The sequence below is a fragment of the Pseudomonas sp. KK18 genome, from assembly GCF_037094675.1.
Classification (GTDB): Bacteria; Pseudomonadota; Gammaproteobacteria; order Pseudomonadales; family Pseudomonadaceae; genus Aquipseudomonas.
Genome location: NZ_CP146605.1, coordinates 897,571 through 910,587 on the forward strand (window position 1 = coordinate 897,571; position 13,017 = coordinate 910,587).

Below are 13,017 nucleotides of genomic sequence, written 5' to 3' on the forward strand. Positions count from 1 at the left end.
TTGTCCACGGAAGGTTCCTGATCAGTCGTAGTGAAACTACCGCCCTTCCTTTCCGACTTTGTTGTGCCCTGAAAAACGCGTGCCGAGCAAGGTGCTGTCATCGATCACCAACGGGATTGGCGATTGACGCATCAATGTGGTTGTTGCAAGCGTCCCGAACATCAAAAAATTGCTAAATTGAAGGCGGAAAGTATGGATTTTTCGACGCTGTTGCATCTATGGGGTGCAGCAAGCTCCGAGCAGCTGATCGCGCCAATAACGGTAGTTGGCTTCGTTTTCATTTTGTGCGCTTGGTACTTTGTCCGTTATTTTTGTCCATCCTTCAAACTTAGCAGTCAGCTGAAAAAACTGACTAAACGTGTGCACGGTGTGAAAGCGCTCGCCCCGTCTCAACGGCGCTCTGAATTGGAGCAACTGTTCAATGGAAGCAAGCTGGAGCACTCTTGGCACGAATACGCTGAAACGCTGCACGACCAGTTTGAGTTTCAAGAAGGCGAACAGGTTCTTGTCCGGTCGCGCGCCACCGCCGGAGCCGCGCATTTTTTCTCACCTCAAAGCGTGGTTGATACCCCGCTGGGAACCGAGTTCTATAAACACCTGCCTGGTATTTTGACCGGCATCGGTATTGTCGGAACCTTCTTCGGCTTGATGCTAGGCCTACAGCATTTTGATCCAAGCACCCCTGAGCAGGTAAATGCCAGCGTCGATAAGCTGCTCAAGGACGTGTTGTTTGCGTTCATCGGCTCCTTTATTTCAATCATGGCCTCTATAGCCGTCACTATTACTGAAAAGTGGCGTTTGGGGCAGTGCTATAGGCTCCTTGAGGCTTTCAACGAAACCATCGACGGGCTTTTCGACAGCGGTGTCGGTGAGGAATATCTAGCGGAGCTTGTGCGCTCGAGTGCGGAAAGCTCCGTGCAAACCCGTCAGCTCAAGGACAGCCTGGTAACCGATCTGCGGGAAATGCTGCAGAACCTCGTTGATACCCAAGTCCGCGAAAGCCTCAAATTAGCGGATACCTTGTCAACGACTTACCGTGACTCTGGGCAGTTGTTGGCCGATCAGGTAAGCAGTGCGATTGAGAACAGTCTCAAATCCCCCCTTGAAGCTATCGCGGGTGCGGTTCAGGCTGCCAGTGGCGATCAGTCAGGGCAAGTACAGAACCTTCTTCAGGATGTTCTAGTTGCCTTCATGAACAAGCTGGAAGGTACGTTCGGCCAACAGTTCAACGGTCTACACGAACTGATGGGCCAGTCCGTTGCCGCCATGCAGTCGATGCAGCAGGGCTTTTCGACGCTGATCCAGGATATGCGTTCGGCTAGCGAGTCCTCGACCCAAAACAGCTCGACCATGATCGCCCAGTTACTCTCCGATATGCAGGCCGGACAGAACGCCATGCAAGCGGGGATGAACGAGATGCTCGCCAATCTCCAGGCTTCGGTTGCCCGGATCGGCAACGAAGGGGAGGGGGCAGGTGCTCGAATGGCCGAGCAGTTGGAGAAGTTGTTTGCTCAAAGCGAGACTCGCCAACAGGCAATGGCTGAGAATCTCCAGGCTTTTGTTGAGTCGATCAAGCAGAACATCGGCCAAGGTCAACAGGACACCATGGCGAAAATTGCGGGCTCCGTTGAGGTGCTGGGTGAGCAACTCTCGGCAGTCTTCAAGCAATTGGAGCGCGGCCAGCAGCAGATGGATCAAACCACCCGCGCTGCACAGGCTGACCTGCATCAAGGCACCCGTGACTTGGTGGGCGGTCTTGACGAACAGGTCAAGGCGTTGCTGCAAACAGTGTCAGAGCAACAGAAATCTGCACAGGACACCGTTAAGGCATTGAGTGCCCAAACAGAGCAGCATTTGCAGAGCATGCAGCTAGGCGCAGACAAGATGCGGGCGGCGGCTGAGCGGTTTGAAACGGCCGGACAAAGCGTTGCGCGAGCCAGCGAGTCGACCGCTGGGCTGATGGGCACAGTCCAGGGCGCAGGTACTGAGCTTGCACAGGCATCACGTGAGTTGAACACCGTGGTCGCGGACTATCGAAACAATCGTGAAGCGCTTGCAAAAACTCTCGCGGTCATCGAAGGGGTTGTCGCAAGCGCACAAGGTGAGGCCAGCGGTCGCAGTCAGTATCTCCAGGACCTGAAGGTGCAAAGCGAGCGGATGCAGGCGCTTAACCGTGAAGTGTATGAATACCTGGAAAACATCAGTGGTGTGCTGGGTAACGGCTTCAAAGAGTTCGGTAATGGCATGGAAAGCGCATTGAAACAAACTTTGGGCAGCTTGGATAACGAGCTTCATAAAGCGGTGACTAGCCTCGCGGGCGGTGTAGACGGGGTCAAGGACAGTCTCGAGGAGTTTGGTGAAATCATGGAAAAAATCAGGCGATAACGGAGGCTAGTCGATGTTTGGTAAGCAAATGCCTTCGGTTGCCCGTTCAAAAGACGAGGGAGAGAAGCCTTTCTGGATCTCCTTCGCTGATTTGATGACCGCTATGATGATTCTATTTCTTGTGGTCATGGTGGCAGCTTTGAGCTCTGTGACACAGCGCATTAACCAAGCGGAGCAAGGAGAGAAGCAGCGTAATAGGGACATTAGTCAGATCTGCGAGGACCTGAGCCTTAAGGCGAAGACTGCCAGTAAAACTATCGTCGTGGATTGCAAGGACAACCGAATTAGCTTCGGGGATGCTGGCCGCTTTGGTCATAACCAGTACGCGCTGAGCAACGATGGCCAGTCGGCACTTCAGGAGGTTGTGCCAATGATTCTGGACGCGGCTAACAGTGAAGAAGGCCGAAAGTGGTTCAAACAGGTTGTGATCGAGGGATCGACAGACACCGACGGTTCTTATCTTTATAACCTGCACCTTTCACTGCAGCGTTCAGAGTGGGTGATGTGTAGTCTGCTCGATAGCCGCAGCCCGCTCCAAGTCGGATTGTCGGGGGAGCACCAACAGCAAATCAGATCGATTTTCCTGGCGGGCGGTGTGTCGTTCAACAATGCAAAGGACACCAAGGAAGAAAGCCGGCGAGTGGAGTTGCGCATGCAGTTCTTTGGCTTGAAGGAAAAGGAGGACAACCTCAAGCCAGAGGTACCGGTGTTCAATAACACTGATATGGAAAAGTGTCAGTTGGCGATGAGCCGATGACTAGCCCAATCGCGAGGCTTTCCGCCGCTATTAACCTGAGTCTGTTGGCACATCGCACGGGGCCGGCGCCTGAACCGTTGGCGCGATTCCCCCGTCTGGGTGCTGCGGGAATTGATCTTTACGAAAGATTCGAACGCGCTGAAAAAGCTTTGCCGCCACCTCAGGAAAAACGCCGCGCTGCGATAAACAAATTCCGCAATGTACTCCCACTCAACGCCTCAGAATGGCGTTTGGTTTTTGCCGGTCTCTCGGACAAGAGTGAGCGAGTCGGACCGATACTGGACGATGACCAGCTTTTTGACCGAGTGCATAAAGAAATCCATCACCGCATTGAAAAACGGAGATTGAGCCGCCGAGATTGGTTGGCGCTGTGCTTTAGCTACTTTGGGTACGAGGCCGCCACGCCTGATCAAAACGCCAATTGGTGTGTGTTGCGGGCAGACGTTCAGCTTGGCTTCGAATGCGTCAGAGGTCAGCAAAAACGCGAGAAGGAATGGGTGCATATCGTCCAGCAGCATCAGGAGCTTTTTTCCGAGCAGGCAGGTGCCAGGCTGGGTGACCAGATGTTCAAGGGAGAGATCAGCGACCTTTCGGCATTGCAGACGATTGCGCAGATCCCTGACAGCAGTTGGCTGTGGCGAAGGATCTTTAACGTACTTATCTCTCGTATTTTTATGTTGGATGACGCCGAGTTTTCTCAGCGCTTAGCCGACCTTGTCGACATCGGCCGGCAGCATCCGCGGCACATGAACGACATTCTGAGTGCATGCCTGTCGCGTTATCACTTGGCAGCGTATCGAGAGAAGCCGTCGTCGCTGCTCAAACAGGTCGCCCTCGACAACTGGGGTAGCCCTCAGATCCGTTCCAGACAAAACAGCTGGCTGCAGTACGTTGAAAAAGATGTCTGTGCAATGGTCGTTGCGTGGTTCGCGAAGGAAGATCTGGAGCACTTCTTCAACCTGTTGAAGGGAGACTCCGAGGTTGATCAGTCGCGCCTGTATTACTGGCTAAGATTTGCCAACCAAATGAGCTACACCCGAATCGTCATGGGCTCCGACGCCTGGCAAGACAGTGGGCGGGACTTCGTTCATTTCCGTGAGAAGAACAAAGGGCGCTTGAGCAAGTTGGTAGGCGGTCCCGGGCACAATAATGCTGTAGTCATGCAGATTGGAAACTACTTTTTCGTGGAGTTTTCTGGAACAGGTAATGCCTGCTATGTGTACAAAGCAGATAATTCACCGTTCAATCCGGACAAATCTCAGCTTGCACTTAAAGCAGATCTGAAGCAGGCAAGTGCTTTCAATCCTATGCGGCATTCACCTGCACCTAGCCGCCCAAATCGCGTAGAGGGCTGGCTCAGCAAATTCGATGATGCCCTCGAGAAATTGGGTATTCGTGTGCAAAGTCAGGCCGGAGCGCCAGGTTCAGCCAAACCATTGCCTTTCGAAGACCAAGTCCGTGACGCCCTGAAGTCGGTCAAACACAAAGTCTATGACCAGCGCGCGCGCGGCGGTGCGTTTCAGGTCCAGCTCGATGACAACGATCTGGCCGCTGTTGCTGCGCTCCAACGCCTGGGCTTCAAGCCCGTCAATCACCAGCCACTCCGGTTCTGGAGACAGTAATGCTCAAGCGTTTCCTCAAAGGCATTGGCCTGCAGCCGAATTCGGCGGTAGAAAATACTGAGCCTGTTTTTTCCATTGAGGAGCAGGGCATTTGTTATCCCCTGAGCTTGGCGGAGAATACGGAGTCCTGGCCGCTGGCAAGCTATCTAGATCAGTTGGAAGAAGAAGAGTTCGTCTCCCAACTCAGCGATGGCTGGCTGCTGACATGGGATGAGCTCTATCGGCTTCTGGATGAACCAGAGCACTTAACAAGCGTGCCGCTATTGGGCTTGCCATCAAAGACTGCACTCATTCCTCAACTGAGCAGCCAGGGCAGTCTTGCCTCCGACGACTTCAAAGTCTCCATCAGTGGATGGCGTGACCCCCAGTCCAATGCAAATGTGCAGGTGCAGCGTACGGGCGCCATTGTCCAGTATCACGGAACAATGGAAGTTCTGCCTGAGTCGTGCTGGAAACTGACTGGTGCGGTACGACAACTTTATCTGGCTCAACAAAGTGAGCCAGGTGAATTAACCAACCAGGTCGGCTGGGCCAGTATCAGGAAGCTGGCGCGCAAGGCGGGTGCCGGTTTGGATGGTTTCCTGGATAAGACCGTCGTTATCAAACCTGAAAGCTTGCGACTCAACCCGCGAAAATCGACAGTAGGTAATACGCCGGTTATCGAACTGCAACCAACTTTCGAAGGTCAGCCGGCAAACTGGCTTGAGAGTTTTGACGGTGCCAATCAGGTTCAGGATCGATATCGGGTGATCGGTGATGATGGATCGTTAACACACGTCCTGATTGAGCCCGAAGTCAAATCAGTATTGGACTATGTGCGCTCGTTGCCCGGGCGTCGGGTCGCTGGCGACGATGCTCTTTCATTCGTCCGCAATCCGTACAGCGTACTCGGCGAAAGTGCCGCGCAAGTGCTGGATACCGAGACCTATGAAGACGACCTGGCTGAGGCTGGGATTTTCTTTCACCGCTTTCATCTGGAACCCAAAATGGATGAAGCGGAACATCGCATCGAGCAGGTAAACCTGACGCTCGAACCGATCTCGCAAACCCCGCAAGCGCCCATCGAAGTCGAGTTCAAAGCGGCTTATGAACTCGCGCCATTCGTGCATGAGTTGCAGCTGAAATTGGCCGCTGGCATGCCAGCTGGTTTCTGGCAGGGCTATGAGCTGGAACTCAGCGATTTTGATTTGCGCCAGTTGGCAGGCATCAGCGATCTGCTTAAGCGTTGGCAAAACGAAGCGGCCGGTACTGAGTTCGACTCAGTCCTAGACCTGTCTCTTTACGGCGACCGTGTGACTGGCATCGGGGAAGCGGAAAGAATTACTTCGCCTTTCCTCGTCAAGGAGGCGACCGAGAACTGGTTGCCGAAGGATGTGGCGGCGCTGGGCATTGACGCAGAAATTTTTGGGCGTTGGGATCCATCCGACCGTGCTCAATTTGAAGCGTTTGAGCAGCGGCTGGACGAAGCTCGCGCTGCCGGTGATGAAACGGTCTGTTTGCCAGAGTCCGAAACACCGCTGTCGATTGCCGCCGCCGAGCAACTGTTTAATGCCTGGTCCAAGAAGATCGCCCCTGTCGAGACCGGCCTGGTCCAGCAACAGGAAAAAGTTGGTCGCGCCGTACTGCAAATCGGCCACAACATCGACGAACCGACCTACGTTGAGATTCGCCAAGCAGCATTACGCGCCGCTTTGGATGCAATACCAGAGTTGCCCAGCTTGCTCAAGCCTGAGGTCGTATTGCGTGAGCACCAGCTTCAAGGCGTCGCGTGGTTGCAGCATTTGTTCCGCTTGTCCCCCGCGGACGTGTCAGGTTGCTTGCTCGCTGATGATATGGGGCTTGGGAAAACGATCCAGTTGCTCACCTTCCTTGTCTGGTACCTGGAAAAATATCCACAAGACAAACCGACACTTATCGTCGCCCCAGTTTCGTTGCTTGATAACTGGGAGCGTGAGCTTCATCGGTTCTTCTTCGCTGATGCGCTACCAGTGTTGAAGCTCTATGGCTCAGCCTTGAGTGCAGTGAAGTTCAAGAAGGAAGAAATCCCTGCTGACTTGAAAGCCAAGGGCATCAAGAATTTGCTGCGCCCAGGTTGGGTGGGCGGCGCCCGAATCGTCCTGACGACTTACGAGACACTTCGCGATCAGGAGTTTTCCCTGGCGCGCCAGCAGTGGTCGATCGTCGTGTGCGATGAAGCGCAGAAGCTGAAGAATCCCGCGGCACTGGTGACTCAAGCGATCAAAGCCATTCCTGCAAGATTTCGAGTGGCGTGTACCGGTACGCCTGTCGAGAACACCCTGATCGATCTCTGGTGTCTATTCGACTTCATTCAACCAGGTTTTCTAGGGGGATTGAACCAGTTCGGTCGCGAGTATCAGCGCCCAATCGAAGCCGCGTTGGAGCGTGACACGGTTGCCCTGGAGCGCCTTCGAGGGCTTATCGATCCGCAGACTTTGCGCCGAACCAAGCAGGACATTGCCAAAGACCTGCCCGCCAAAATCGAAGACACAGCATGCCGTTCACTTAGCATGCATGCCTTGCAACGCAATCTGTACCTGTCCGAAATATCCGCGTACAGCCAGAAGCAGCAGATCGAAGAACAGCTCGATCAAAAGACCTCCGGCATGCTCGGGTTGCTGCACAAGCTCAAGCTCATTTGTGCTCATCCTTACAGCGTTCAGCCAGACAAGCGATTGCGCGACAACTCGCCGAAGCTGCAATGGTTGATGCAGACCCTTGAGTCGATCAAAAGAGCTGGAAATGGCGACAAGGTCATTGTCTTTACCGAGTTGCGTGATATTCAGCGGGAGTTGCAGCACTCGATCCAGGAGCATTTCGGGTTTCGGGCAACCGTCATCAACGGCGATACCAGTACCAGCAGCCAGAGTGCGAATAGCCGGCAGCGGCTGATCGACCAATTCCAGGAGCTGCCGGGATTCGCAGTCATCATTCTGTCGACCATCGCTGTCGGGTTTGGGGTGAACGTGCAGGCAGCCAACCACGTCATTCACTTCACCCGTTGCTGGAACCCGGCCAAGGAAGATCAAGCAACTGACAGGGCTTATCGGATTGGGCAGGAGAAGGATGTCTATGTGTACTACCCGACGGTTCGTGATGCGCAGATGCCGACGTTCGAAGCGACACTCGATGAGTTGTTGAGTAAGCGGCGGGCGTTGGCGCGGGACATGTTGAGTGGGGCTTCGGATATTCAGGCTTCGGACTTTGAGGCGCTGCTGAAAACACGCTGAGCCCGACTTGCAGGAAAACGTTGCTTGGCGATATGTCAAATATAAGTACAGGTAAGCACCTGCTCGGGTTTGCAAATAGGCAAAAACCAGCCAAGTGGCGCTTGTCTGGTACAACCTGTGAGCGGATTGCTTACCTGTGCACACGTCCAGTATTGGCGCCGAAAGCTCAGCGGCTTACTGTGCGCAGCATCCGAGTCTGCTGCCCACCTTAACCCGCTCTCCTGAGCAAGGCATGATGCAAGAACTCCTAACCGGAAGAACCCGACTGCTATGACCAATCTGAGCACGGAAGCGATTCACCTGCCGCAACCCACTGAACTATCCAGCCAGATCGTCAGTGTCTATGAACTGCTTATGGATTCTGCGCTGGATGTTCCCCAGTACCAGCGTCCCTACAAGTGGACCGGGAAGAATATCAACCAACTGTTCTCCGATATCGCCATCCACAAGGACAAGTCCGCCTACCGCTTGGGCACTATCGTTTTTCATCAAGAGGGTGGGACAAGGAACATCGTCGACGGCCAGCAGCGGACTGTCAGCCTGCTGCTGGCGGCCCGTGCGTTGATTCAGCGTAACAAAGAAAAAAAGCTCGAACGCAACGACCTGCAAGAGCGCCTGCTTAAACTTGAGCAAGCGATGGTGAACCCAAGCTTTAGCAGCGAGATCTCGCAGAAGAACATCCACAGCAATTACCTTGAGGTGGCCCGCATAGTTTCCCGTGCGGACTTCACCGAGGTGCATATCGACTTCTTCCTGAACAAGTGCCAGGTCGTGGCCGTGGCCTTGAACGATGTGTCGGAAGCCTTCCAGTTCTTCGACTCGCAGAATGCGCGGGGCAGGGACCTGGAGCCCCATGATCTGCTCAAGGCTTATCATCTGCGTGAATTCGGCCCGCATGACGAGCCATTGAAGGCGGCAACTGTAGCGCGTTGGGAGAACAGCGACTCCAAGGAGTTGGCCACACTGTTCTCCCAGTACCTGTACCGCATCCGCAACTGGTCGAAAGGGATTTCGGCCCGTTACTTCAGCAAAGATGACAGCGACTTGTTCAAGGGCGTGAACATCGACACGGTGGCCAGCTATCCCTATGTGGAGCAACTGCGCATCGCTCACCATTTTGTCGATAACTACAACGGGCAGTACGAGCGCAAGATCGACTCGCGCGAGCTCGGTTTTCCCTTCCATCTGGATCAGATCATCATCAATGGCCGGCGTTTTTTTGAGCTGATCAGCCACTACCAGAGCAAAGTGGCGCGGATCAGCGCCGAGTCCTGGAACGGGCATGAACTGGCGGGGGCTGAGGGGCTCGATGGCTATGCGAAAACTATCATGGATACCCTCAATACTTACCCGGCAAGAACCCGAACCGGCGATTGTTATGTACGGGCGATGTTCGATTGCCTATTGATCTATTACATCGACAAGTTTGGTCACGCGGATATCTCCCGCGCCATCGAAAAGGTTTTCGTCTGGGCCTATAGCCTGCGCCTGAAGATGCAGGTAGTGCAGCTGGCAAGCATGGATAACCATGTGCTGGAGAACAATCTCTTCAGGTTGATCAAGGAAGCCACACGTCCTTGCGACTTTATAAACTGCAGCCTGGCGGTGTTGAGCGGTACGAAGTCAACCAGGACCGGTGAGATCGAGGCTCTGTTCAAGGCGATGAAATATTATGAGTAATGAAATCAGCCAGCTTTCCATCAAGGCGCTGCTGAGCGGTAGCGTTGAGTATGTTATCCCGATGTATCAGCGTAATTACGCCTGGGAGGAGGGTGAGATCACTCAGCTCATTCAGGACGTGATCGACTACCTGCCAACGACCTCTGATAAAGCGCGCAATTACTACATTGGCACTCTGGTGGTGTATGAGCGCCCGGATAGCAAAACCCCGGTGTTTGAAACCATTGACGGCCAACAGCGGCTGACGACCCTGTCGTTGTTGACGTCGTATCTGAAAAACACCCGGTTGGTGGATCTCGCCTGGTATTCGACTTTGAGCATTCACTTTGACAGCCGCGAGAATTCGCGCGCGACCTTTGCGGCCATCTTCGAGGGGAAGTTCAACGACGATCCTGCCGAGGTATTGGTCGAGAGGCAGATCAATACCGGCATCCTCAATGGCTATCGGCTGATCCAGAAAGTCTTGCCTCAGAAGCTGAAGGAGAAGGGGATTTCGCCTCAGCAATTCGCCGACTACTTGTTTGACTACGTACAAATCATGCGGGTAAAGGTACCGGCTGATACGGACCTGAACCATTACTTCGAGATTATGAACAACCGCGGTGAGCAGCTGGAAAAGCACGAAGTGCTCAAGGCGCGGATGATGGAGAAGTTGCAGGGTTGCGAGCAGAGTCAGAATTGCTTGCACGCAGTATGGGAAGCCTGCGCCAACATGGAGCGCTATGTGCAAATGGGCTTCACGCCTGGCCAGCGAGGCAGCATTTTTGGCGAAAAAAACTGGGGACAATTTGAACTCGCTGACTTCGATTCGCTTCGGGCTGCGTTGCACAGTACGCAAGAGGTGGCTGCCCAGCAGGACAATCGCTTGACCCTTGATCAGATCATTGCCAAGGCACCAGTCGCTGCGAAGCAGGATGAGCCAAGTGAGGACTCGCCAGAGCGTTTCAACACGATTATTAACTTCCCGAACTTCCTGTTGCATGTGCTGCGCGTCGATATCCAAGCGGACATCCCTCTGGATGACAAGCGCCTGCTCGACACCTTTGAAGAGTACGTATTAAAACAACCCGACCCAGTGGCCGCGGTGAAGCGTTTTACCTTCAGCCTGCTGCGCTGCAAGTATCTGTTTGACCAGTATGTAATCAAGCGCGAGTTCATCAAGGGCGCTGATGGCTGGAGCTTCAAACGCTTCAAGTGGAATGAGGGCGGTGAGCGCAGCCGCGCTGGTCGAGGAAGTTATGTGAATACCTTCGGCGAAGAGGACGGTAATGAAGGCATCAACCGTCGCATTCTGATGCTGCTGTCGGCATTTCATGTTTCTACGCCAACGCTGGTCTACAAACACTGGCTGAATGCAGCGCTGCATCACCTGTTTCATGCTGATCAGATTGACGCTCAAGCTTATCTTCAGCACATGGAGTCGGTCGCCAAGGCGTTTGTCTTTGACCGATTTCTCGCTCCAGAGACAGGCCTGGATTACTACGCGATCATTTATCAGAACAAGGGTGGATGTCAGACACGTCGCGAAAGCATTACCGCGGAGAAAATTGAGTCCAGATTGACGTTTGGCAACATCGAAAACAACCTGGTGTTCAACTTTCTGGACTACCTGCTTTGGCTTGAGCACGGCGCAAGCGAGCCGGTTAAATCCTATGAATTCACTTTCCGTAGTTCGGTAGAGCATTACTACCCGCAGCATCCATTAGACGGACAAGTTCAGCTCGACGCTGGCGCGCTGAATTCGTTCGGCAATCTCTGCCTGATCAGCCATGACAAGAACTCACGCCTGAGTAATTTCATGCCCGCGGCTAAGAAAGAGTTTTATAAGAACAACACCATCGACAGTGTTAAGCAGTATCTGATGATGGAAGCAGAGCCTTGGGAAGCCGGTGCTATATGCACACATTCCCAACACATGAATAACGTGTTGCTCAGGAGCCTCGCCAGTAAACACGAAACCGAGTAAACCCTGCAGGATGCATCTGGTTACTCAAGAACCTCGCTCTGAACACCGCATCCGGAATGGCGCTCAGACCCAGGATGCGGTTCTCAGCGAAAACTGTCGGCTCAACCGTTCACGACACTCCCTGTCGCGAAGGCCCCTCATGCTTCTCTCATCAACAGGCAAAACGATGGTTTTCATCGACCCGAGCCACTGAGATCTGTAACCCCGAGAGGCCGCACCATGAAAAATCTGTTCGCAATTGTTGGCGTCATCGTCGTCGCCAAGAAAGGCTACGAGTTCTTCCGTGAATACATGGAGATGAAACAAGAGCTGGAAAAACGAGCGGCTGAATCGGCCTGACAACTGCGGCACTGTCGACCGCGTTTTTTTCACCACCAGCAGGTTGTTCTCTAATGCCCTGGCCACCACATCCCTTCACATTCACCTGCCCCCAATGCCATTGGCATAAAACAACTGTGCCACCTAGCGATGCGTTGCGTGAGGGCAAAGACTGGTTTTCAGCTTGCCCTGCATGCCAGCATGTCGACCTGGATGTCCGGCCTGCGACGGGGCTGGAAATCTTCAAGGCCAAGCTGGCGCGACCGTTTAGCTAAAGTCTCATTCAGTTCGAGGTTTGCGATGTGTAAAGATCAAGCTGAAGGTTACCCGGACACCCCATCACCCTCGGTAGTCGAAGCAGAGGGTGAGGTCGAGTACAGCGAGGAGTTCGCCGCCATGATCCTCGAACAGGAGCAGAGCGGCTGTTTCCAGGAAATTGATGTCGACGACATGCTCGCAATGCTCGACCGCATGATCCTTGAGGCCCAAGGCTTGGGCAGTGTGCATTAGCTCTCCAAGCAGAGCGTCAACAACTGATCCAGCTTGCATGGCGAGACTTGGCCGTCCATGCCCCAATGATCGCAGGAGTATGTGCCGCCGCGCACCGCTTTGCCTTCGTCGTCATAGACGGCAATGACCGCGTTCCACAGTGATGCCTTTGGTGCTTCGCTCAGAGGATCCAGGCACAGCAGATGAGTGGGTTGGTAGACACCGCCATCCTCATAGCCCTGATGCCCCACGACCATCAACCAGTGGCCTTCCAGCTTCGACCAGCTCACGCAGACCAGGACGACAGCGTCGCTTTTAATGGCGTCCTGTACAGCGTCGACGATCTCTTTCTTATTTCCATTGATCAGCTCAGACAAAATTCCCTCACCCCGAAAATGCCCCGCCAGGCCAATCAGGTCCTTGGTGGTTGTGCCCCGGGAAACCAGTGCGCCATGCTCTCGAAGTGCATTACGGAATCGGCCATCGCGACTGCGTCCATCCCAGTCGCCCATGTAGGCGATATGTTCCCTCTCAAGTGCGGATTCCACGCCA

Annotated in this window: 8 protein-coding genes; 7 read left to right on the top strand and 1 reads right to left on the bottom strand. The window is 53.9% G+C overall.

The genetic code is table 11. The annotated features are described in order from the left end of the window. Window positions 1–192 precede the first annotated feature (192 nt). The 7 genes from zorA1 to V6607_RS03890 all read left to right on the top strand — a co-directional run bounded on the left by zorA1 (window position 193) and on the right by V6607_RS03890 (window position 12,486). A complete protein-coding gene (gene zorA1 / locus V6607_RS03860; protein WP_070413305.1) occupies window positions 193–2,385 on the top strand; it encodes a type I Zorya anti-phage system protein ZorA1 in 2,193 nt (730 codons plus the stop codon). Window positions 2,386–2,398: 13 nt separating this feature from the next. Further along, window positions 2,399–3,142, top strand: coding sequence for a type I Zorya anti-phage system protein ZorB1 (gene zorB1 / locus V6607_RS03865; RefSeq protein ID WP_070413306.1), 744 nt, complete (start codon window positions 2,399–2,401; stop codon window positions 3,140–3,142). Continuing rightward, on the top strand, window positions 3,139–4,764 hold the full coding sequence (zorC, locus tag V6607_RS03870; protein WP_106116481.1) for a type I Zorya anti-phage system protein ZorC: 1,626 nt from the start codon (window positions 3,139–3,141) through the stop codon (window positions 4,762–4,764). Before zorB1 ends, zorC begins: the two co-directional genes overlap by 4 nt. Further along, window positions 4,764–8,012 (top strand): type I Zorya anti-phage system protein ZorD, encoded by a 3,249-nt coding sequence (zorD, locus tag V6607_RS03875; protein ID WP_070413307.1) that lies wholly within the window; start codon window positions 4,764–4,766, stop codon window positions 8,010–8,012. Before zorC ends, zorD begins: the two co-directional genes overlap by 1 nt. A gap of 270 nt (window positions 8,013–8,282) precedes the next feature. Continuing rightward, window positions 8,283–9,692, top strand: coding sequence for a DUF262 domain-containing protein (locus V6607_RS03880; RefSeq protein WP_070413308.1), 1,410 nt, complete (start codon window positions 8,283–8,285; stop codon window positions 9,690–9,692). Then, on the top strand, window positions 9,685–11,658 hold the full coding sequence (locus tag V6607_RS03885; RefSeq protein WP_070413309.1) for a DUF262 domain-containing protein: 1,974 nt from the start codon (window positions 9,685–9,687) through the stop codon (window positions 11,656–11,658). The genes V6607_RS03880 and V6607_RS03885 overlap by 8 nt, the downstream gene beginning before the upstream one ends. A gap of 618 nt (window positions 11,659–12,276) precedes the next feature. Next, window positions 12,277–12,486 carry a hypothetical protein gene (locus V6607_RS03890; RefSeq protein ID WP_070413310.1) on the top strand — a complete coding sequence of 70 codons (210 nt, stop codon included), beginning with the start codon at window positions 12,277–12,279 and terminating at the stop codon, window positions 12,484–12,486. Here V6607_RS03890 and V6607_RS03895 read toward each other — a convergent pair. Then, a complete protein-coding gene (locus V6607_RS03895) occupies window positions 12,483–12,977 on the bottom strand; it encodes a hypothetical protein (protein ID WP_338743205.1) in 495 nt (164 codons plus the stop codon). The genes V6607_RS03890 and V6607_RS03895 overlap by 4 nt on opposite strands. Window positions 12,978–13,017 lie beyond the last annotated feature (40 nt).